The sequence below is a fragment of the Micromonospora sp. WMMC241 genome, from assembly GCF_027460165.1.
In the GTDB taxonomy this organism is placed as follows: domain Bacteria; phylum Actinomycetota; class Actinomycetes; order Mycobacteriales; family Micromonosporaceae; genus Micromonospora; species Micromonospora humi.
Genome location: NZ_JAPZBF010000001.1, coordinates 1,533,990 through 1,554,968 on the forward strand (window position 1 = coordinate 1,533,990; position 20,979 = coordinate 1,554,968).

At 72.9% G+C, this 20,979-nt stretch carries 18 protein-coding genes; 4 read left to right on the plus strand and 14 right to left on the minus strand.

Annotated elements, in window-relative coordinates; all coding sequences use genetic code 11:
- Positions 1–20 precede the first annotated feature (20 nt).
- Positions 21–1,067 carry a lipoyl synthase gene (gene lipA / locus O7598_RS07440; protein WP_175441238.1) on the minus strand — a complete coding sequence of 349 codons (1,047 nt, stop codon included), beginning with the start codon at positions 1,065–1,067 and terminating at the stop codon, positions 21–23.
- A 418-nt stretch (positions 1,068–1,485) separates the two neighbouring features.
- Here lipA and aspS point away from each other — a divergent pair, with 418 nt between their 5' ends.
- Positions 1,486–2,772, plus strand: coding sequence for an aspartate--tRNA(Asn) ligase (aspS, locus tag O7598_RS07445; RefSeq protein ID WP_269690613.1), 1,287 nt, complete (start codon positions 1,486–1,488; stop codon positions 2,770–2,772).
- Between the two features lie 57 nt (positions 2,773–2,829).
- On the opposite strand, the gene O7598_RS07450 is transcribed toward aspS, so the two are convergent.
- The 3 genes from O7598_RS07450 to O7598_RS07460 all read right to left on the minus strand — a co-directional run bounded on the left by O7598_RS07450 (position 2,830) and on the right by O7598_RS07460 (position 6,173).
- Complete coding sequence (locus O7598_RS07450) at positions 2,830–3,435, minus strand: lytic polysaccharide monooxygenase auxiliary activity family 9 protein (protein WP_269690614.1); 606 nt, start codon at positions 3,433–3,435, stop codon at positions 2,830–2,832.
- A gap of 187 nt (positions 3,436–3,622) precedes the next feature.
- Positions 3,623–4,264 (minus strand): lipoyl(octanoyl) transferase LipB, encoded by a 642-nt coding sequence (gene lipB / locus O7598_RS07455; protein WP_269690615.1) that lies wholly within the window; start codon positions 4,262–4,264, stop codon positions 3,623–3,625.
- A gap of 52 nt (positions 4,265–4,316) precedes the next feature.
- Positions 4,317–6,173: a DUF2079 domain-containing protein gene (locus tag O7598_RS07460; RefSeq protein WP_269690616.1), complete on the minus strand. Its 1,857-nt coding sequence runs from the start codon at positions 6,171–6,173 to the stop codon at positions 4,317–4,319.
- An 80-nt stretch (positions 6,174–6,253) separates the two neighbouring features.
- On the opposite strand from O7598_RS07460, the gene O7598_RS07465 reads away from it, so the two are divergent.
- Positions 6,254–7,480: an extracellular catalytic domain type 1 short-chain-length polyhydroxyalkanoate depolymerase gene (locus O7598_RS07465; protein WP_269690617.1), complete on the plus strand. Its 1,227-nt coding sequence runs from the start codon at positions 6,254–6,256 to the stop codon at positions 7,478–7,480.
- A gap of 84 nt (positions 7,481–7,564) precedes the next feature.
- Here the strand turns inward: O7598_RS07465 and O7598_RS07470 are convergent, their stop codons facing one another.
- The 7 genes from O7598_RS07470 to O7598_RS07500 form a co-directional block, all read right to left on the minus strand.
- Complete coding sequence (locus O7598_RS07470; RefSeq protein WP_269690618.1) at positions 7,565–8,464, minus strand: TIGR01777 family oxidoreductase; 900 nt, start codon at positions 8,462–8,464, stop codon at positions 7,565–7,567.
- A gap of 220 nt (positions 8,465–8,684) precedes the next feature.
- Complete coding sequence (locus O7598_RS07475; protein ID WP_269690619.1) at positions 8,685–9,221, minus strand: DinB family protein; 537 nt, start codon at positions 9,219–9,221, stop codon at positions 8,685–8,687.
- On the minus strand, positions 9,218–10,228 hold the full coding sequence (locus tag O7598_RS07480; RefSeq protein WP_269690620.1) for an aldo/keto reductase: 1,011 nt from the start codon (positions 10,226–10,228) through the stop codon (positions 9,218–9,220). Before O7598_RS07480 ends, O7598_RS07475 begins: the two co-directional genes overlap by 4 nt.
- Positions 10,229–10,271: 43 nt before the next feature.
- Positions 10,272–11,186, minus strand: coding sequence for an LLM class flavin-dependent oxidoreductase (locus O7598_RS07485; protein ID WP_269690621.1), 915 nt, complete (start codon positions 11,184–11,186; stop codon positions 10,272–10,274).
- A gap of 121 nt (positions 11,187–11,307) precedes the next feature.
- Complete coding sequence (locus tag O7598_RS07490; protein ID WP_269690622.1) at positions 11,308–12,186, minus strand: oxidoreductase; 879 nt, start codon at positions 12,184–12,186, stop codon at positions 11,308–11,310.
- A gap of 88 nt (positions 12,187–12,274) precedes the next feature.
- Positions 12,275–13,609, minus strand: a complete 1,335-nt coding sequence (locus O7598_RS07495; RefSeq protein WP_269690623.1) for a low temperature requirement protein A — start codon at positions 13,607–13,609, stop codon at positions 12,275–12,277.
- 62 nt (positions 13,610–13,671) lie between these two features.
- On the minus strand, positions 13,672–14,238 hold the full coding sequence (locus O7598_RS07500; protein WP_269690624.1) for a TetR/AcrR family transcriptional regulator: 567 nt from the start codon (positions 14,236–14,238) through the stop codon (positions 13,672–13,674).
- A gap of 147 nt (positions 14,239–14,385) precedes the next feature.
- On the opposite strand from O7598_RS07500, the gene O7598_RS07505 reads away from it, so the two are divergent.
- Positions 14,386–15,330, plus strand: coding sequence for an SDR family NAD(P)-dependent oxidoreductase (locus O7598_RS07505; RefSeq protein ID WP_269690625.1), 945 nt, complete (start codon positions 14,386–14,388; stop codon positions 15,328–15,330).
- 58 nt (positions 15,331–15,388) lie between these two features.
- Here the strand turns inward: O7598_RS07505 and sucB are convergent, their stop codons facing one another.
- Both sucB and lpdA read right to left on the minus strand, forming a co-directional pair.
- The gene (gene sucB, locus O7598_RS07510; RefSeq protein WP_269690626.1) at positions 15,389–17,251 is read right to left on the minus strand and encodes a 2-oxoglutarate dehydrogenase, E2 component, dihydrolipoamide succinyltransferase; all 1,863 of its coding nucleotides are present in this window, start codon (positions 17,249–17,251) and stop codon (positions 15,389–15,391) included.
- 66 nt (positions 17,252–17,317) lie between these two features.
- On the minus strand, positions 17,318–18,709 hold the full coding sequence (lpdA, locus tag O7598_RS07515) for a dihydrolipoyl dehydrogenase (RefSeq protein WP_269690627.1): 1,392 nt from the start codon (positions 18,707–18,709) through the stop codon (positions 17,318–17,320).
- 177 nt (positions 18,710–18,886) lie between these two features.
- Here lpdA and O7598_RS07520 point away from each other — a divergent pair, with 177 nt between their 5' ends.
- On the plus strand, positions 18,887–19,216 hold the full coding sequence (locus O7598_RS07520) for a hypothetical protein (RefSeq protein ID WP_269690628.1): 330 nt from the start codon (positions 18,887–18,889) through the stop codon (positions 19,214–19,216).
- A 76-nt stretch (positions 19,217–19,292) separates the two neighbouring features.
- On the opposite strand, the gene O7598_RS07525 is transcribed toward O7598_RS07520, so the two are convergent.
- Positions 19,293–20,861 carry a leucyl aminopeptidase gene (locus O7598_RS07525; RefSeq protein WP_269690629.1) on the minus strand — a complete coding sequence of 523 codons (1,569 nt, stop codon included), beginning with the start codon at positions 20,859–20,861 and terminating at the stop codon, positions 19,293–19,295.
- Positions 20,862–20,979 lie beyond the last annotated feature (118 nt).

Consider the following 20,979-nt stretch of genomic DNA (forward strand, 5'->3'; position numbering starts at 1 on the left):
GACGCGGTGCGACGCCCGCCTCAGCCGGCGACGGTGACCTGTTCGCGGGCGGCGAGCGCCTGCTGGTAGAGGCGGCCGGCGCGGTAGGACGAGCGGACGAGCGGGCCGCTCATCACGCCGGCGAAGCCGATCTCCTCGGCCTCCTCGCGCAGCTCGACGAACTCCTCCGGCTTGACCCAGCGGGTGACCGGGTGGTGCCGGGGGGAGGGGCGCAGGTATTGCGTGATGGTGATCAGCTCGCAGCCGGCCTCGTGCAGGTCGCGCAGCGCCTGGGAGACCTCGGCGCGCTCCTCGCCCATGCCGAGGATCAGGTTGCTCTTGGTGACCAGGCCGTCGGCGCGGGCCTGGCGGATCACGTCGAGCGAACGTTCGTAGCGGAACGCCGGGCGGATGCGCTTGAAGATGCGCGGCACGGTCTCCACGTTGTGCGCCAGCACCTCGGGGCGGGAGCCGAAGACCTCGGCGAGCTGCTCGGGCACCGCGTTGAAGTCGGGGATCAGCAGCTCGACGCCGCAGCCGGACCGCAGGGCGTGGATCTGCCGGACCGTCTCGGCGTAGAGCCAGGCGCCGCCGTCGGGCAGGTCGTCGCGGGCCACGCCGGTGATGGTGGCGTAGCGCAGGCCCATCGCGGCCACCGACTCGGCGACCCGGCGCGGCTCGTCGGCGTCGAACTCGGCCGGCTTGCCGGTGTCGATCTGGCAGAAGTCGCAGCGGCGGGTGCACTGGTCGCCGCCGATGAGGAAGGTGGCCTCGCGGTCCTCCCAGCACTCGTAGATGTTGGGGCAGCCGGCCTCCTGGCACACGGTGTGCAGACCCTCGCGCGAGACGAGCCCGCGCAACTGGGTGTACTCCGGGCCCATCTTGGCCTTGACCTTGATCCACGGGGGTTTGCGCTCGATCGGCGTCTCGGCGTTGCGCGCTTCGATCCGCAGCATCCGCCGCCCCTCCGGGGCGACGGTCGCGGTGCGCGCGGGCTGCTCAGTCGTCGGCGCGGTTTGCTCGATCGTCACGAAATCGAGCCTACGCCGGTCGGCGGCGGTCGATGAACGTCGGGCGACGGCCGTCACCCCTGAAACGTTGTGACACCGGACACGAGCGGTCAAAAAACCGCGTCACATTCCGGTGGCGGGGGTGCTAGCGTGCCGGCAGAGCTGCGACGGAGCCGAGTAGCGGACCGACACGCCAGCCCAGAGAGCCGCCGAGGTGCTGCAAGGCGGTCTGGCGCTCGGCCGACGAAGACCCTCCCGAGCTGCGGGAAGAACGGCCGCGTGTAAGGAAGGGCCCCCTATTAACGCCTCCGGTAGAGGCGGGGCCCCTTGTTAACACGCCGCGCCCAGTAGAACCCGCCCGGCTGGCCCCGGTGAAAAGGCGACGAACGAGGCCCTCCGCCGAGGCGGAGGGCGAAGGTGTGGTGGCACCGCGAGGATCCCGCTCGCCCACACCTCCCTGGGGATCGCGTTGCGATTGATCAAGGAGGTAGTCACCGTGCAACGCATCCTGTCCACCCAACTCCCCACCCACGTCGGCGCGACCGTCCGGCTCGCCGGCTGGGTCCATCGCCGCCGGCTGCTCAAGTCGGTGGCGTTCCTGATCGTCCGGGACGCCGCCGGGCTCGCCCAGGTGGTGGTCGCCGCGCCCGACGTGCGCGCGCAGGTCGAGGCGCTCACCGAGGAGACCGTCGTCGAGGTGGTCGGCACCGTGGTCGCGAACCCCACCGCGCCCGCCGGGGTCGAGGTCGTCGAGCCGACGGTACGACCGCTCGGCCCGCCCGCCGTACCGCCCCCGTTCGACCTGTACCGGCCGGCGCTCACCGCGAACCTGCCCACCCAGCTCGACCACGCGTCGACCGCGTTGCGGCACCCGACCCGCTCGGCCGCGTTGCGGCTCTCGGCGGCGGCGGTGGCCGGCTTCCGGGCCACGCTCGACCGGCAGCGCTTCGTCGAGGTGCACACGCCGAAGGTGGTCGGCTCGTCCACCGAGAGCGGCGCGAACGTGTTCGCGCTCGACTGGTTCGGGCGGCCCGCCTACCTGGCCCAGTCGCCGCAGTTCTACAAGCAGCTCATGGTGGGCGTCTTCGAGCGGGTGTACGAGGTGGGGCCGGTGTTCCGCGCCGAGCCCCATGACACGGTGCGCCACCTGGCCCAGTACACCTCGCTCGACGTGGAGGTGGGCTTCGTGACCGACCACCGGGACGTGATGGCAGTGCTGCGGGACACCCTGGCCGGGATGCTCGCCGGTGTCGTCGAGCGGGCCGGTGGGGCGCTCGACACGCTCGGGGTGACGGTGCCGGAGGTGCCCGCGGAGATCCCGGCGGTGCACTTCACCGACGCGCTGAAGATCGCCGGGGCGCCGGCCGACGAGCCCGACCTGGCGCCCGCGCACGAGCGGGCGCTGGGGGAGTGGGCCCGGGCCGAGCACGGCAGCGACTTCCTGTTCGTCACCGGGTACCCGATGGCGAAGCGGCCCTTCTACACCCACCCGGACCCGGCCCTGCCGAGCCACTCGAACGGCTTCGACCTGCTGTTCCGGGGGATGGAGCTGGTCACCGGCGGGCAGCGGCTGCACCGGCACGCCGACTACCTGGCCGCGCTGGCGGCGCGCGGCGAACCGGTGGAGCCGTACGCCGGGTACGTGGACGCGTTCCGGCACGGCATGCCGCCGCACGGCGGCTTCGCGATCGGCCTGGAGCGGTTCGTCGCCCGGTTGACCGGCGCGGCGAACGTCCGGGAGGTGACCGCCTTCCCGCGCGACCTGCACCGCCTCACGCCCTGACGGTGGCGCGACTCCGGCCCGGGACGCGGACGTCCCGGGCCGGAGCGGTGCGTCGGATCAGGTGAAGTTCACGTCACTGCACCACATGTACGCCTGGTCGAGGTGGGATGCCTGCCAGATGACGAACAGGATGTGGTGTCCGGTGTAGCCGGAGGTCGAGACGTTGAAGCTGATGTTCTGCGACGGCGCGTACCGGCCGGTCTGGGTGATGTAGTCGAGGTTTCCCCAGCCGAGCTTCTGGGTGGTCGGGTTGAACCCCTGCTTGCTCACGTAGACCTTGAAGTAGTCGGCGCCGTGGCTGGCCTGGTCGTAGAGCTGGACCGTGAAGTTGCGACCGATGTTGGTGGTCTTCCACGCTCCGGGCCGGTTCAGGCTGTCGTTGCGGGACAGCGCGTTGCTGCAGAGCTGCCCGTCCGGGGTGCGGGCCTGGAACTGCCCGCCGAGGCCGTCGCGCAGCGCGCTCATCCAGTTCCACATGGTGTCGGCGTTGGCCTGGAACGCCTGCCAACACATCGGGTCCTGCTGCTGCATGGCCGGGTTGGTGTGCTGGCTGCCCCAGGTCTGCCAGCACTTGTAGGCACGGGTGCCCGGGCTGACGATCGTGCCGTGGGCCTGGGCCGCGCCGGGCACGGCCAGGATGCCGGCGATCAGGGCGAGAGCCACGAGGAGCGCGCGGACGGTTGATCGCTGTCGTCCGGATTGGTGGTGGGAACGCACGGTTACGTCCTCCTTCGGCGCTTAGGATGGGAGTGGGAGCGCTTCCATACCCAGCGTCGCATTTACGACAGTAAATATCAATGATCGTCTATATCTTTGCCCGGACTGAGCGGATCCGCGCAGGTGGAGGGCGTCAGATCCGGGTCAGGGTGGGCAGCCGCCGCTCGACCACGGGCAGCACGTCGTCGACGGTGACCGGCCGGCCCAGCTCGGCGGTGAGCGAGGTGACTCCGGCGTCGCGGATGCCGCAGGGCACGATCCGGTCGAAGAAGCCCAGGTCGCAGTCGCAGTTGACGGAGAAGCCGTGCAGCGTGACGCCGCGGGCCACCCGGATGCCGATGGCGGCCACCTTGCGCGCCGGCCCCCGGTCGTCCTCCGGCACCCAGACGCCGCTGCGGCCCTCGACCCGGCCGGCGGCCAGCCCGAACTCGGCGCAGACGTCGATCAGCAACTGCTCGGTGCGCCGGACGTACGCCACCACGTCGACCGGGTCGGGCAGGCGGACGATCGGGTAACCGACCAGCTGCCCCGGGCCGTGCCAGGTGATCTTGCCACCGCGGTCCACGTCCACCACCGGCGTGCCGTCGGTCGGCCGGTCCCACGGCTCGGTGCGCTTGCCGGCGGTGTAGACGCTCGGGTGCTCCAGGAGCAGCACCGTGTCGCCCCGCTCGCCGGCCACCACGGCCTCGTGCAGCCGGCGCTGCTCGGCCCAGGCGGCCTGGTAGTCGAGCCGGCCGGCGCGGACGGCGGTCGGTCCGGAAGTCGTCACGCTCACCCGGCCAGCGTAGTCCCGCCGGCCGGGCCGCCGGCTCGTGACGCTCGTCGCGTCACGCCGCGGGCACCCGCCACAGCCAGACGTCCTCGACCCGCTCCGGCGGGCCGAGCAGGGCGGTGGCGGTGCGCCGCAGCGCCTCCTCGTCGACGTCGTACTTGGCGCCGTGCACCCGGTCGGCCAGCACCACCGCCCGCACCCCCCAGTAGCGCAGGTCGGCCCGCGACTCCTGGATGCTGCCCTCGGTGACGATCGGCACCAGCCCGGTACTGCCGGCCTGGTCCATCAACGTGTCGAAGGTGCGCGGCACCGGGCCGATCCGGCCCCGGCCGTCCGGCCCGCCCGGGCCGAGGAAGAAGCCGGCCGGGATGCGGAACTCACCCTGCCGGTGGGCGAGGGCGTACGCCTGCCAGCGCTGCCCGTCCGGGTAGACGTCGACGGTCAGCGGCAGCGGGGTGAGCACCCCGTCGGGCGGGACGTAGCGCTTCCAGGCCCCGCCGGTGATGAACACCGGGATCGGCTCGCGGACGCTGGTGAGCAGCGGGGTCGGCAACAGCGGCAGCAGCGCGACGACGAAGCCGACCAGCCAGGCCGCGCCGACCGCCCGCCGGGGCGGCCGGGCGCGCAGCGCGTCGATCGCGTACGCCAGCAGCAGCCCGATCACCGGCGCGACGACCAGGGCCAGCCGGGACGGCAGCGCCGCGTTGACCACCGGCAGGTTGTCCAGCACCCCGAACGGCAGCAGTTGGTCGGTGCGCCGGCCGTTCCACTTGGCCGTCGGCCCCCAGGAGAGCACCGCGAAGACCACCGCGGTCACGCCGAGCGCGAGCAGGGTGGCCCGGAACGCCCGGTCGGCGCGTCGCCAGAGCAGGGCGAAGCAGGCGACCGCGAGCAGCAGCAGCGGGACGCCGAAGAACGAGTTCTCCTCGGTCGGGTTGGGCGCCAGCGAGGTGCCGAACCCGGCCCAGCCGGCGAGCGATCGGCGCGGGTACGACAGGTACGCGGCGATGTCCTCGGAGTGGATCAGCGGGTCGAAGCCGGTGCCGTGGAACCGTTGCGGCCCGGCGAAGTGCAGCCACAGCGGGTACGCCAGCAGCACGCCGGCCACCAGGGCGGTCACCCCGAGCCCGGCCAGCACGCGCGGCAGCGCCGCCCGCACCTCCGCCCGCCGGGCCGGGTGCAGCGCCCAGACCAGCAGGAACGCCGCGAGCGCCAGGGCGGTGAAGAAGAGGCCCTCGGCGGCGATCGAGAACGCCACCGCCACCAGCAGGCCGAGCACGATCCCGCCGGTGACCGCGCGGCCGGGCCGGCGCAGCCGGAACACGCCCCAGATCAGCAGCGGCACCAGCCAGCCGGCGGTCCAGTTCAGGTGCGCGTTGGCGTGCGACACCATGGCCGGGCAGTAGGCGATGAACAGCGCGCCCACCCCGGCGGCCAGCCGGCTGCCGACCAGGTGCCGGCTGAGCAGCCAGTACCAGGCCACCGCGGTGGCGGCCAGGTTGAGCGTGAGGATCACCAGGAACGTCGCGGGCGGCCCGATCAGGTACGTCAGCGGCGCGAAGACCGCCGCGTACACGGTGATCGAGGTGTTGACCGCGAGGTTCACCCCGTCCGGGACGTTGATCAGGTGGGTGAAGAGCGGGTTCTCGCCGTGGCTGAGCGCGTGGCCGCCGAAGGCCAGCAGCCACTCGAAGAGCGCCTGGTCGCTGGAGTTGACGGTGATCGTCCGGGTGTTCGGGTCCCGCCACATCCCGCTGGTGACCCAGAGCGCCAGCGCCACCGCCGCGAGTGTCACCAGCAGGTCGGCGCGCCGGTCGCGGGTGACCGGGGACGGGGAGGACGGCACGCAGCGGACGTTACCAACCGGACCTGGGCACACCGCCCGGACGGGGAATGTGTGACCGACAGCCATTCCTGTCGATGAAACACGGACGTAACGTCTCGGCAACTCGGAGAGTGACTCAGTTCACATTCCATGATCGGGAGGTCCCCGTGTCCCGCTCCTCATCCCTCATCACCCGCCTCGCCGGGGCGGCGGCCGGGGTCGTGCTGGCCGCGGCCGGCGTCCTGGTCGCCGCCCTGCCCGCGCAGGCCGCCTCGCTGACCCAGGTCACCGGGTTCGGCTCCAACCCCGGCAACCTGACCATGTACGCCTACCGCCCGGACGGCCTGCCCGGCAACGCGCCCGCCGTGGTGCTGCTGCACGGCTGCACCCAGAACGCCTCCACCTACTTCACCAACTCGGGCTGGCAGAAGTACGCCGACCAGTGGAAGTTCGCACTGATCGTGCCGCAGCAGCCGTCCGGCAACAACGCCAACTCCTGCTTCAACTGGTTCGAGACCGGCGACACCGCCCGCGGCCAGGGCGAAGCGCTGTCGATCAAGCAGATGGTCGACTACGCGAAGACGAACTACGGCACCGCCGCCGGCCGCGTCTACGTCAGCGGCCTCTCCGCCGGCGCCGCGATGAGTTCCGTCATGCTCGCCACCTACCCGGACGTGTTCGCCGCCGGCTCGATCATCGCCGGCATCCCGTACCGCTGCGCCACCAGCACCACCACGGCGTTCAGCTGCATGAACCCGGGCGTCGACAAGACCCCGGCGCAGTGGGGCGACCTGGTCCGCAACGCGTACGCCGGCTACTCCGGCGCGCGCCCACGGGTGGCCGTCTGGCACGGCACCAGCGACTACACGGTCAACGTGGCGAACGCGACCGAGTCGCGGGACCAGTGGACCAACGTGCTCGGCGTCTCGCAGACCCCGACCAGCACCTCGTCGCTGCCGGGCGGCACCAGCCTGGAGGTCTACGGCAACGACCAGGTCCGTGTCTACCGGGTCTCCGGGATGGGCCACGGCACGCCCGTCGACCCGGGCTCGGCCGCCGACCAGTGCGGCACCGCCGGGGCGTACTTCCTGGACACCATCTGCTCGACGTACCGCGACGCGCTCTTCTTCGGTCTGGGCGGCGGCGCCACGCCCAGCCCGACCCCGACGGCGACCGCGTCCCCCACGCCGACCGCTTCGCCCACCGCGTCGCCGACCACCGCACCGGTCTGCGTCACCGCCAGCAACTACGCGCACGTCGCGGCCGGCCGCGCCTACCAGTCCGGCGGGTACGCCTACGCGCTCGGCAGTGGCCAGCGGATGGGCCTCTACAACACCTTCTACACGACCGCGCTGAAGCAGACCGGCCCCGCTTACTGGGTCATCGGCTGCTGACCCGATGCAAGGAGGGGCCCCCGCCTAACGCCTCCGGTAGAGGCGGGGGCCCCGCTCGACACCTACCAGCAGATCGCGCCGCCCTCAGTCGGTGAGGGCGGCGTGCAGCGCGCCCGGCAGGTCCGGGTGGGTCCAGGTGAAGCCGGCCTTCCCCAGCACCCCCGGCAGCACCCGGGTGCTGGTGAGCGCCTCCTGCGCGAAACCGCCGAGGGCCACCTTCAACGCCAGCGCCGGGATCGGCATGATCGCCGGCCGGTGCAGCTGGCGGGCCAGCTCGCGGGTGAACTCGGCGTTCGTGACCGGCGCCGGACCGACCACGTTGACCGGGCCGGCCACGTCGTCGCGGGTCAGCAGGAAGGACGCCGCGTCCAGCCAGTCCCGCATCGAGATCCACGGCAGCCACTGCCGGCCGCTGCCCAGCTTGCCGCCGATGCCGAGCCGGAACGGCAGCAACTGCGGCTTGAGCAGGCCGCCGTCGCGGTGCAGCGGCAGCCCGGTACGCAGCCGCACCACGCGGACCCCGGCGTCCTCGGCCGGTCGGGTCGCCGCCTCCCAGACCCGGCACACGTCGGCCAGGAACCCCTCACCGGCCGGCGCGTCCTCCTCCACCGTCCGGTCCCCGGTGTTGCCGTACCAGCCGACCGCGGAGGAGTTCAGCAACGCCGTCGGCCGGTCCGAGGCGGGCAGGCCCGCGATCGTGATGGCGAGCGTGGTCGTGCTGTCCACCCGGCTGGTCCGGATCAGCTTCTGGTAGTCGTCGGTCCAACGCTTGTCGCCCACCCCGGCGCCGGCCAGGTTCACCACCGCGTCGGCGTCCGCGACCACCTGCGGGTCGAGCTGTGCGGCGGCCGGATTCCACTGCCGCTCGTCCGGCGTGCGCGGCGGGCGGCGGACCAGGCGGGTGACCTGGTGCCCGTCGGCGGTGAGCCGGTCGACCAGTCGGGTGCCGAGGAAGCCGGACACGCCGGCCATGAGGATCCGCATGTTCCCATCTTCGAGCACGGAGCGGGATTCGGATGCGTGGAGCGAAATCACTCACGCCCGCCCCGGCCCGGGCTCGGCGGCGCGTGGCGGGCGTGACGCGGGCGACGAAGGACATGCGTTCGGAGCGGTATGCCTCTCGGTCATAATTATGACCGAGAGGCATACTCCCCGCGAGAACACATCTCTGCCCTCTGCGACACGCCCGAGACCGAAGCTCCGGTCACTCCCCGGCGAGGCCGTCGACGGCCTCGCGCAGGATGTCGGCCTGGCCCAGGTGCCGGGCGTACTCGTCGATCATGTGGGTGAGCACCCACCGCAGCGACCGTTCGGCTCCGGTGCCGGGGGTGCGGCCGATCGCGTCGAGCGGGCGCGCGGCGGCGATCCGGCGGGACGCCGCCACCTGTTCGCGCCAGAGCGCGAAGCTCTCCCGACCGGTGGCGTGGGCGACGTCGTGGAACGGCGCGTCGAAGTCGTCGGTCAGGTCGAACAGGTCACCGGGCCACGGCTCGTCCGCGACCACACCCTGGAAATACCAGCGTTCGACGGTCGCGAGGTGCCGGACCAGGCCGAGCAGCGACAGGCTGGAGGACGGCACCGGCCGCGACCGCAGCTGCTCGTCGGACAGGTCCGCGCACTTGCGGACCAGGGCGTCCCGCTGGAAGTCGAGGAAGGTGTCGAGGAGCGTGCGATCGTCGGCGGTGGCCGGCAGCGCGAAGCGTCGGTCGAGGTCGGAGTCGCCGGGCACGGCGGCGCTCACGCGGTCGCCGGGGTGGTGCGCAGGTCGGCGAGGAGACGCTCCACCTCGGCGAACGCCGCCTCCGGCAACGGCCCGTACGCCAACGCGCCCACGTTCTCCGCGGCCTGGCCGACCGTCCGGCAGCCGGGGATCGGCAGCGTGTGCGGGCTGCGGGCGAGCAGCCAGCCCAGCGCGCCCTGGGCGAGCGTGCGGCCGTCGGCGGTGAGCGCCTCGCGGACCCGGGCCACCCGGTCGGCCCACTCGGCGCGCGGGACGCCGTCGCTGAACCAGTCCAGCCACTCCGGGGCCGACCCGCGCACGTCGTCGCCGCCCCGGGCCGCCGGCGCGCCCTGGTACTTCGCGGTGAGCAGGCCCATCGCCAGCGGCCCCCGGTTGAGGCTGGCCAGGTCGAACTCGTCGCAGACCGCCAGCATCGCGGCGTTGTCCCGCAACACCGACTGGTCGTGCTGGATCGCCGCGCAGTGCGGGCCGGCCTCGGCGAACGCGCGCGCCGAGGCCGGGTCGTCGGTGCTCCAGCCGTACGCCCGGATCTTGCCCGCGTCGACCAGGTCCTCCAGCGTCTCGACCAGGTCCAGCGCCCGCGGCACCGGAAGCCCGCCCAGGTGCAGCTGGTAGAGGTCGACGTGGTCGGTGCCGAGCCGGCGCAGCGAGCCCTCCAGGCTGCGCCGCGCGTATTCCGGGCTGGCGTCCTCGCCGGCGGCCTGCCGGGTCGCCTCGTCGGTGGGATAGCCGAACTTGGTGGCGATCACCGCCCGGTCCCGCCGGCCGGCGAGCGCGCGGCCCAGCACCCGCTCGCTGTGCCCCGCGCCGTAGTTGCTGGAGGTGTCGAAGAGGGTCGCGCCCAGATCCAGCGCCCGGTGCACGGTGCGGACCGACTCGTCGTCGTCCACCTCGCCCCAACCGAGCGGCTGCGCGCCGTCCCAGAGCGGACCGCCGATCGCCCAGCAACCCATGCCGATCGCGCTGACCTCGATGCCGCTGCGGCCCAACCGTCGTGTCGTCGTCATGACCCCAGTGTCCTATCTCGAGTGCGCTCGAAGTCGACCCGTTTCACGCCAGCCGGGGCAGGAGCGGAGCGAGCGCGGCGACCGCGTCGGCACGCACCACGAAGCGGGTGACGCCCCAGCGGCGCTCGTGCGCGGCGACGGCCGTCGCGATCTCGTCCGCGGTGCCGATCAGCACGAACGGGGTGGCCAGCACCTCGGCCGGGGTGAGACCGGTCTCCGCGGCCGTCTCGGCGGCGACCGCCTCGGCGTCGTCGGTCACGGCGACGCGCTGGACCAGCGCCTCCAGGACGGGCGGCTCGGCGCGGCCGGCCGCGCCGGCGGCCACGTGGGCGAGCTGCGCCTCGATCTGGTCGGCCCGCCACCGGACCTCGTGCCGGTGACCGTCGGGCAGGGTACGCCCGAAGCCGGTCAGGCCGACCACGTCGGCGTGCGCGCCGGCCCAGCGCAGCAGCGTCGAGTTGGCGGTGCCCACGGTGAGCGGGATGCGGTCCTGGACCGGGCGCGGCCCGTCGAGGCGGGCGGCGAACGCGGCCAGGTCCGGCGTGTCCACGGTGACCTCGTCGCCGGCCAGCAGCGCGCGTACCGCCTCGGCGACCGCGACGCAGCGGCGGACCCGGCCGGCGACGTCCGGGCGCTCACGCCCGACGGCCCGCCACTCGCCCGGTGTGTGGCCGGCGCCCAGGCCGAGCCGCGCCCGCCCGCCGGAGACCACGTCCAGCGTGGCCACGTCGGCGGCGAGCAGGAGCGGCTCGCGGACCCCGGCGTTGGACACGTAGGAGCCGAGGCCCAGCGTGCCGGTCACGGCCGCCGCGGCGGCGAGCGACACGAACGGGGAGGGGCCGAAACCCGGATGGTCGGCGGCGGAGAGCGCGTCGAAGCCGGCGGCCTCGACGGTGCGGGCCAGCTCGGCCCAGCTCGCCGCGTCGGTGGCCCGGGCCTGCACGGAGAAGATCGCCATCGGCCCAGTCTCCGGCCCCGCCGCGCTCCCCGCCGTCCCCTTCTGCCCTGGGCCGAAGCGGGGTAAGGCGGGGCCCCCTCTTAACGCCTGGTGCATAACAGGGGGCCCCTCCTAACCCGACTCACACCGCGTCGAGTCGCTCCAGGGCGGCGGGGGAGAGGTGCAGCGCGCCGGCCGCGACGTTCTGCTCCAGGTGTGCCGGGTCGCCGGTGCCCGGGATGGCGAGCACGTTCGGGCCCCGGCTCAGCGTCCAGGCCAGCCGGACCTGCGCCGGGGTGACGCCGTGCTCGCGCGCCACCGCGAGCACCTCGGGGTGTTCCTCGCCGGTCGCCCCGGCCTCCCGTCCGCTGGTCACGATCGAGAAGAACGGCACGAACGCGGTGCCGTGCGCGGCGCAGTCCCGGATCAGCTCGTCGTTGCTGCGGCGGTAGCCGAGGCCGTACGAGTTCTGCACGCAGACCACCGGCGCGATCGCCCGCGCCTCGGCGACCTGGTGCGGGCGGACCGCGGAGACGCCGAGGTGCCGGATCAGCCCGGCGTCGACCAGCTCGACGAGCGCGCCGAAGTGCTCGCCCAGCGGCTCCGGGCCGTACACCCGCAGGTTGACCACGTCCAGGTGGTCCCGGCCGAGCTGGCGCAGATTCTCCTCGACCTGGCCGCGCAACTGCTCCGGCCGGGCCATCGGCAGCCACTCGCCGGACGGGTCCTTGCCCGGCCCGACCTTGGTGACGATGACCAGATCCTCCGGGTACGGCGACAGCGCCCGGCTGATCAGCTCGTTGGCCGAGCGCAGCGGCGAGAAGTAGAACGCCGCCGTGTCGATGTGGTTCACGCCCAGCTCGACCGCGCGGCGCAGCACGGCGACGGCCCGGTCCCGGTCGCTCGGTCCGCCGTCGGCGTTCGCGGTCAACCGCATCGCGCCGAGGCCGATCCGGTTGACGGTCAGATCGCCGAGCTGCCAGGTGCCGGCCGCGCCGGCGGAAACGGTGTCGATGGTCATGCGGGTCCCCGTCCCTCTACGACGGCCCCACGGTGGGGCCGAAGTAGTTCCACGGAGGTGGCCGCCGAACGGTTCACCGCACCGCGGCTCACTCGCCCTCGTCGCGGTCGTCGGGCTGCTCGTGCCAGCGCGCCCGCCAAGCCGCCTCGTGCGCCTCGTGGCTGGCCCGCTCCTCGAAGACCAGCTTCCGCAACGCCCGCCGGCCCTCGTCGAAGACGATCACCTCGGCCGCCACCATACCGACCGCGATCACGGTCAGGATGGCCATCGCGACCAGGCCCGGCACCCGCTCGGCGAGCGGGATCGCGGCGCCCAGCAGCAGCACCGCGACCACCCGGGTCCAGCTCACCGTGCGCAGCGTCCGCGCCTGGAACAGCATGTTGCCGCAGAGATAGCAGGCCACGCCGCCGAAGAGCAGCGGTACGGCCGGCCCGTGCGCCGACTCGGTCGGGGACACGTCGGGGTTGGCGATGTCGTGCACGATCATCTCGGCGCCGAGCGCGAACAGGATGATCCCCGCGATCATCGGCAGGAACAGGTACGCGTACGCGTCGCGGGCCATCGCCACCCGCGGCCCGTCCCGGGCGGCGTGCAGGGCGATCCGGGCGGACGGGCCGACCAGGTCGTAGTGCGCCCACCAGAGCGCGGCGGTGAAGAAGATGCCGAGCACCGCGGCCGTCACGGCCGGCCAGGTGGGCGGCTGCCCGAGCAGGTTGCTGCCGACTCCGACGGAGATCACCGACTCACCCAGCGCGATGATCAGGATGAGGTCGTACCGCTCGGTCCAGTGTTCGGCCGAGGCGACGCCCCAGCCCCAGGTCCCGGCGATGATGCCGGTGCCGTACTGGAGCAGCACGACGGTGGCCCACAGGCCGTCCCGGACCACCGACGCCGTGAACAGGCCGTCGATCTTCGGCGGGACCAGCGCGGCTACCAGCAGCAGCGCGGTGCTGCCGATCACCTCCGGGGTGAACCGGATCAACTGCCGGCGCTCGTTCGGGCTGTCCCGCACCACGTGCCGGTAGAGCAGCAGGTGCACCAGCCGCAGCACGGTGTAGCTGAGCGCCGCGACGATCGGCCCGGCGGCGTTGCCGCGCGGGTCGCGGAACGCGTTCGGCAGTGACAGCGCGAACGTGAACAGCGCGGCCATGCCGACGGTCATGAGCACCGGGACGAAGCCCTCACCGAGCCGGACCCGGGTGGCCACCACGCTGTGCACCACCCACGACCACCAGAGCACGGCGAGGACCAGCAGGGCGTGCAGCAGGGCGCCGCCGGTCACCTGGAGCGCGGTGGCCCGGGTGATGATGAAGAACGAGAAGACGAAGACCAGGTCGAAGAAGATCTCGAACCGGTCCACCCGGGCCCCCGGGGCCACCGGCACCGCCGGCCCGAGGCGCCCCCGCCACCCGTACCCGCCCACCGGCCGAGTCTGTCAGCGTGCCGGCGGTCGCGGGCCGGAACCGGGCCGGCCGGCGTCGGAGGTCAGCCCTGCCGGTGACGCAGTCCGTCCATCAGCAGGTCGAGCAGGCGGCCGGCCTGGTCCCGCTGCTCGGGCTCGCCGGCCACCAGCGCCACGCCGCTCAGGCCGGCGAGCACGTCGGCGGCGGCCACGTCGGAGCGTACGGTGCCGGCGGCTACGCCGGCGGCGAGCAGGTCGTTCAGCGCGGCGAGCAGTCGGTCGCGGCTGTGCGCGTACGGGTTGGCACCGGAGGCGATGACCAGCCGCAGCGCGTCGGCCATGCCCCGCTTGGTGGCGAGGTAGTCGACGAACCGATCCATCCAGTCCCGCACCGCGGTCTGGGCGGGTCGGGTGGCGAGCAGCTCCGGCACGGCGTCGCAGAGCTTGGCCAACTCGTTGCGGTACGCCGCCTCGACCAACGCCTCCCGGGTCGGGAAGTGGCGGTAGAGGGTGCCGATGCCGACACCGGCCTCCCGGGCCACACGATCCAGCGTTACCTCGGCACCGGCCTGGGAAAACGCCTGGACCGCGGCGTCCACCAGGCGTTGCCGGTTGCGCTGTGCGTCGACGCGCAGTGGCCGGTCGGGCACGGCTCCTCCTCGGTTCGACCGGGCACCGAGCCCGGCGGGACTAGCAACCGGAGGATCCTCCGGTTAAGCTCGACGTAACGGAGGATCCTCCGCTTCTCATCGTAGCGGGCGGACACCGGTCCGCCCCGCCGCCGACAAGGATGGATCATGACCACCAGCAATCCCGTCACCACGCCGTTCTCCCGCGACACCACGGCCCTGGAGGTGGTCCGCGGCCTCGACCTGACCGGGCGACGGGCCGTCGTCACCGGCGGTGCCTCCGGCATCGGTGTGGAGACCGCCCGCGCGCTCGCCGCCGCCGGGGCGGACGTCACCCTCGCCGTCCGCAACCCCGACGCCGGGCAGCGCGCCGCCGAGGACATCACCGGCACCACCGGCAACGACCGCATCCTGGTCGCCCCGCTCGACCTCGCCGACCTCGGCTCGGTCGCGGCCTTCGTCCGCACCTGGGACGGACCGCTGCACATGCTGGTCGACAACGCCGGCATCATGGCGTCGCCGGAGATGCGCACCGGGCAGGGCTGGGAGATGCAGTTCGCGACCAACCACCTCGGCCACTTCGCGCTGGCCACCGGCCTGCGCCCGGCGCTCGCCGCGGCCGGGGGCGCGCGGATCGTCTCCGTCAGCTCGGCCGCCCACCTGCGCTCGCCGGTGGTGTTCGACGACATCCACTTCCGGCAGCGGCCGTACGACCCGTGGCAGGCGTACGGGCAGTCCAAGACCGCGAACGTGCTCTTCGCGGTCGAGGCGACCCGGCGCTGGGCCGACGACGGGATCACCGTCGACGCGTTGATGCCGGGCGCGATCCGCACCAACCTCCAGCGCTACATCAGCGACGAGGAACTCGACCGGATGCGCGCGCAGAGCGGCGGGGGCGCGGCCTACTGGAAGACCCCCGAGCAGGGTGCGGCCACGTCGGTGCTGGTCGCGGCCTCGCCGCTGGTCGCCGGCGCCGGTGGCCGGTACTTCGAGGACTGCCAGGAGGCCGGCGTGAACCAGCCGGGCACCCGTACCGGCTACGCCCCGTACGCCCGGGACCCGGAGGCGGCCGAGCGGCTGTGGACGGTCTCCGAGGAGCACCTGCGCGGCTGACCCGGAAACGCCCGGAGGGGCGCACGGCAACTGCCGTGCGCCCCTCCGGTGTCGAACGTCAGAGGCCGAGCTCGGCCTCGAAGTTGCCGGCCTCCAGCCGCTCCTTGACCGAGGTCAGGAAGCGGGCGGCGTCGGCCCCGTCGATCAGGCGGTGGTCGTACGACATGGCCAGGTAGACCATCGACCGGACCGCGATGACCTCGCCCAGCTCCGGGTCGTTGACCACGACCGGGCGCTTCACCACGGCACCCGTGCCGAGCATCGCCGACTGCGGCGACGGCACGATCGGGGTGTCGAAGAGCGCGCCCCGGCTGCCGGTGTTGGTCAGCGTGAACGTCGCCCCGGCCATCTCGTCCGGCGTGATCTTGTTGGCCCGGGTGCGCTCGGCCAGGTCGGCGATCCGCTTGGCGATGCCGCCCATGTTCAGGTCACCGGCGTTGTGGATGACCGGCACGAGCAGCCCGCGCTCGGTGTCCACGGCGATGCCGAGGTGCTCGGCGGCCGGGTAGGTGATCGTCCCGCCGTCGAGGTCCATGCTGGCCTGGATGATCGGGTGGGTCTGCAGCGCCTCGATCGCGGCCAGGGCGAAGAACGGCAGGAAGGACAGCTTCACGCCGTGCTTGGCCTGGAACGAGTCCTTGGCCCGGGCCCGCAGCTTGGCGACCTTGGTGACGTCGACCTCGACGACCGTGGTCAGCTGCGCCGTCTCGTGCAGCGACTGCTGCATCCGCTTGGCGATGGTCGCCCGGATCCGCGGCAGCTTCTCCGTGGTGCCCCGCTTGGCGCTCGGCTCCGGCTTGGCGGCCGGCTGGGCCGGCGCCTTGGCGGCGGCGGGCTCGGCGGCCGGCTGGGCCGGCGCAGCCTTGGCGGCCTTCGCCTTCTCGGCCGCCTCCAGCACGTCCTGCTTGCGGATCCGGCCACCCACGCCGGTGCCGTTGACCGAGCCCAGCTCGACACCGTGCTCGGCGGCGAGCTTGCGGACCAGCGGCGTCACGTAACCGGCGGCCTCCTCGCCGCCACCCTGGGCCGGGGCCGTCGGGCGCTGCGGCGTGGGGGTCGGCGCGGACGGCTGGGCCGCCTGCTCGGCCTTGGCCGGCTCGGCGGCCTGCTCCGCCTCGGCGGACGGCTCGTTGTAGGACATGCCCGGGGTCGGCTCCTCGACCTTGGGCTCCGGCTTCGGCTCCGCCTTGGGCTCCGGCTTCGGTTCGGGCTTCGCCTCCGCCTTCGGCTCGGGCTTCGGTTCGGGCTTCGCCTCCGCCGGTGCGGCGCCGGCCGCACCGACGATCGCCAGCACGGCGCCGACGTCGGCGGTCTCGTCCTCGGCGACCTTGATCTCCTGAACCGTGCCGGCGACCGGTGACGGGATCTCGGTGTCCACCTTGTCGGTGGAGACCTCCAGCAGCGGCTCGTCCACCTCGACGGTCTCGCCGACCTGCTTGAGCCAGCGGGTGACCGTACCCTCGGTGACGCTCTCGCCCAGGGCCGGCATGGTCACCGGGGTGCCCTCACCCGACGACGCGGCGGGCTGGGCCGGCTCCTCGACGGCCGGCTGCTCGGCCTCGGCGTCGGGCTCGGCGGCGGCCTGCGCCGCCTGCTCCGGCTCGGGGCCGGTGCCCTCGGCGGCGGCGGTCGGCTCGGTGGCCGGCTCGACCTCCTCCTTCGGGGCGCTGCCGGCCTCCTCGCCCTCACCGGCGATGACCGCCAGCTCGCTGCCGACCTCGGCGGTCTCGTCCTCGCCGACCACGATCCGGCTCAGCACGCCCGCCGCGGGCGACGGGATCTCGGTGTCGACCTTGTCGGTCGACACCTCCAGCAGGGGCTCGTCGACCTCGACGGTGTCACCCTCCTGCTTGAGCCAGCGCGTGACGGTGCCCTCGGTGACGCTCTCGCCGAGCCGGGGCATGGTGACCGATACCGGCATGTTCTCCAGACTCCTTCATTCCCCTGGTGGGATCATCGCCCGTCGCCGGACGCCGCGGTTGTCGTGTCAGGCGTGCGCGTGCAGCGGCTTGCCGGCCAGGGCCAGGTGCGCCTCGCCCAGGGCCTCGTTCTGGGTCGGGTGGGCGTGCACGAGCTGCGCCACCTCGGCCGGGTAGGCCTCCCAGTTGTAGATGAGCTGGGCCTCGCCGATCAGCTCACCGACCCGGGCGCCGACCATGTGCACGCCGACCACCGGGCCGTCGTCCACCCGGACCAGCTTCACGTGGCCGGCGGTCTTGAGGATCTGGCTCTTGCCGTTGCCGCCCAGGTTGTAGTTGTAGGTCTTGACCTTGTCGGCGCCGTACTGCTCCTTGGCCTTCGCCTCGGTCAGGCCGACCGACGCCAGCTCGGGGTCGCTGTAGGTGACGCGCGGGATGCCCACCTCGTCGATCACGGCAGGGGTCTTCCCGGCGATCTCCTCGGCGACGAAGATGCCCTGCTGGAAGCCGCGGTGCGCGAGCTGGAGGCCGGGCACGATGTCGCCGACCGCGTAGACGTTCGGCACGCTGGTGCGCAGCCGCTCGTCGGTCAGCACGTAGCCGCGGTCCATCTTGACGCCCTGCTCCTCGTAACCGAGGTCGGCGGTGTTCGGGCCGCGACCGACGGCGACGAGCAGCAGCTCGGCCTCGACCGTGTCGCCGCCCTGGATCGTCAGCTTGACGCCCTTGTCGGTCTTCTCGACCTTCTCGAACGGCTTGCCGACCTTGAAGTTGATCTTCCGCTTGCGGAACGCCCGCTCCAGCGCCTTCGACGACTCCTCGTCCTCCGCGGCGACCAGGCGGGGCAGCGCCTCGACGATGGTCACGTCCACGCCGAAGGACTTCCAGACGCTGGCGAACTCGACGCCGATGACGCCGCCGCCGAGCACGATCGCCGAGGCCGGGACCCGGTCCAGGGTGAGCGCGTGGTCGCTGGTGATGATCCGCTCGCCGTCGACCTCCAGGCCGGGCAGGCTCTTCGCGTACGAGCCGGAGGCCAGCACGACGTTGCGGCCGGTGTAGCGCTTGCCGTCGACCTCGACCACGTTCTTGCCGACCAGCTTGCCGTGGCCCTCGACGATGGTGATCGCCTTGTTGCTCTTGAGCATCCCCTGGAGGCCCTTGTAGAGGCGGGAGACCACGCCGTCCTTGTACGAGTTGACGCCCGCCATGTCGATGCCCACCAGCTCGGCCTTCACGCCGAACTGCTCGGACTCGCGGGTCTGGTCGGCGATCTCGGCGGCGTGCAGCAGCGCCTTGGTGGGGATGCACCCGTTGTGCAGGCAGGTGCCGCCGAGCTTGCCCTTCTCGACGAGCGCGACGGAGAGATCCAGCTGGGCGGCACGCAGCGCGGTCGCGTAGCCGCCGCTACCACCTCCGAGGATGACGATGTCGAAGGTCGTGTCGTTCGGCTCGCTCACATCCAACTCCCAGGTCGCGTCACTGCATCGGGGGTTACGGCGGGGTAACAGGCACACCCCACCTCGGTCATCTTGTCACCACCGGCGGCCGAGCGCGTACCGAGGTGCCCAACGACACGTCGGCGACACGTACCCTTGGCATCGTCTTCGATGACGTCCGGGGGAGGAGTGGATCCGGTGGCGCTGTTCCGACGACGCAAGCGGGTGGCCGCGGTGAGCCGCGACCGCACCGCCGACCGCGCCGATCTGGACCATCTTGAGAACTTCGTCCGCACCCGGCGGGGCGTCGAGGCCTACCTGGAGCCGCGGACGACGGTCACCGAGACCACCGTCATCCTGATCGCCGACGACGGCGAGTGGACCCGGCGACGGGTCGGCAGCCCGGAGGACGCCCGGCGCTGGGCCCACAAGACCGCCATCCCGATCTACGACGTGCGCCTGATGGGCTACCCGCAACGGATGCGCGACTACAACGAGCGTCGCAAGCGCCGCCCCGAGCTGTTCTGAAGCTCTTCGGGCCGCAGGTGTTAAGAGGGGCCCCCTGTTATGCGGAATGCGTTAACAGGGGGCCCCTCCTTGCACCTCAGCCGTTGGCGGCCACGTCGTCGACCAGCTGGAGCAGGGTGCGGACGGGCACGCCGGTGCCGCCCTTGGTCCAGTAGCCGGTCGGCTCGCCCGAGTGGTAGCCGGGGCCGGCGATGTCGATGTGCGCCCACGCCACGTCCTCGGTGACGAACTCGCGCAGGAAGACGCCGCCCTGGAGCATGTGCCCGGCCCGGTCCATGCCGGCGTTGACCTGGGAGATGTCGGCGACGTCCGACTCCATGCCCTTGCGCACGTCGTCCGGCAGCGGCATCGGCCAGGCCGGCTCGCCGGTCGCGTCGCCGGCCACCCGGACCCGCTCGCACAGCTCCGGGGTGCCCATCACGCCGGCGATCCGCTTGCCCAGCGCGATCACCTGACCGCCGGTCAGCGTCGAGGTCTCGAACAGGTAGTCGGCACCGTCCTCGCAGGCCCGTGCCATGGCGTCGGCCAGGACCATCCGGCCCTCGGCGTCGGTGTTGAGCACCTCGACCTTCTTGCCGTTGTACATGCTGATCACGTCGCCCGGCCGGTAACTGGTGCCCGACGGCATGTTCTCCGCCATCGGCAGGTAACCGGTAACGGTCACGGACGGCTTGAGCGCCGCCACCGCGAGCATGGCCGCGCCGACCGCCGCCGCGCCGGCCATGTCCGACTTCATCTCCCACATGCCCTGCGCCGGCTTGATCGAGATGCCGCCGGTGTCGAACGTGATGCCCTTGCCGACCAGCGCCACCTTCTTGCCGTTGCCGCCACCGGCCGGCGTCCAGGTGAGCTTCACCAGCCGCGGCGGGGCCTCCGAGCCCTGGCCGACGGCGAGGATGCCGCCGTAGCCGCCGGCGGCCAGCGCCGCCTCGTCGAGCACCTCGACCGTCAGGCCGGCCTCCCGGGCGGCGGCCGACACGGCGTCGGCGAACGCCGGCGGGCGCAGCTCGTTCGGGGCGGTGTTCACCCAGTCCCGGCTGGTCCGCACCGCGCCGGCCACCGCCTGCGCCCGGGCCACCTCGGCCTGGGCGGTCGCGTCGGACGCGTCCGGCACCGAGACCAGCACCTCGGCCACCGGCTCGCGCCGGGCCGGCTGCGGCTTGGTCTTGTAGCCGGCGAACCGGTAGCCGCCGAGCAGCGCGCCCTCGGCGACCGCGCGCAGCGCGGCCGGGGCGTCGGCGTCGTCCGGCAGCGGCAGGGCGAGAGCGACCCGCGGCGCGCCGGCCAGCGCCCGTACCGCCGCGCCGGCGGCCCGGCGCAGGGACTCGGGAGCGGGAGCGGCGCCCGAGGGCTCCGCGCCGAGCCCGACGGCGACGACCAGCGGGGCGGTCACCGTGCCCAGCGTGGCCAGCTTGATCACCTCGCCGGGGCCACCTGTCGCGCCGAGCAGGGCCAGCGTCTCGGTCAGCTTTCCGTCGAACGCGGCGGCGATGCTCTCCGCGCCGCTGGCCAGGAGCAGGGCGCCGGCGGATGCGCCGTGGCCCGGTTCGGTGGTCTGGCTGTGCACGCCGATCACGATCGCGTCGACGGCGAGTTCGGCGGGGTCGGTGTCGACCAGGCTGAGGGTGGTGCGGGGCGATGTCACGAAAGCTACTCCGGGCGGGCCGGGCCGGCCGCGTCGTCGCGTACCGGCGATGAAGGTCTCTCCGGCGGCAACCTACCCGCCGGAAGCGTGGCTGTCCCGCCGATGCGACTCGACGGGA

Bases quoted from the DNA above. Each gene is read 5' to 3' on its own strand.
- O7598_RS07460 (WP_269690616.1), bottom strand. From the start codon at position 6,173: ATGGCTGTCGGTCACACATTCCCCGTCCGGGCGGTGTGCCCAGGTCCG.
- O7598_RS07470 (WP_269690618.1), bottom strand. From the start codon at position 8,464: ATGCGGATCCTCATGGCCGGCGTGTCCGGCTTCCTCGGCACCCGACTG.
- O7598_RS07480 (WP_269690620.1), bottom strand. From the start codon at position 10,228: ATGACGACGACACGACGGTTGGGCCGCAGCGGCATCGAGGTCAGCGCG.
- O7598_RS07485 (WP_269690621.1), bottom strand. From the start codon at position 11,186: ATGGCGATCTTCTCCGTGCAGGCCCGGGCCACCGACGCGGCGAGCTGG.
- O7598_RS07490 (WP_269690622.1), bottom strand. From the start codon at position 12,186: ATGACCATCGACACCGTTTCCGCCGGCGCGGCCGGCACCTGGCAGCTC.
- O7598_RS07505 (WP_269690625.1), top strand. From the start codon at position 14,386: ATGACCACCAGCAATCCCGTCACCACGCCGTTCTCCCGCGACACCACG.
- sucB (WP_269690626.1), bottom strand. From the start codon at position 17,251: ATGCCGGTATCGGTCACCATGCCCCGGCTCGGCGAGAGCGTCACCGAG.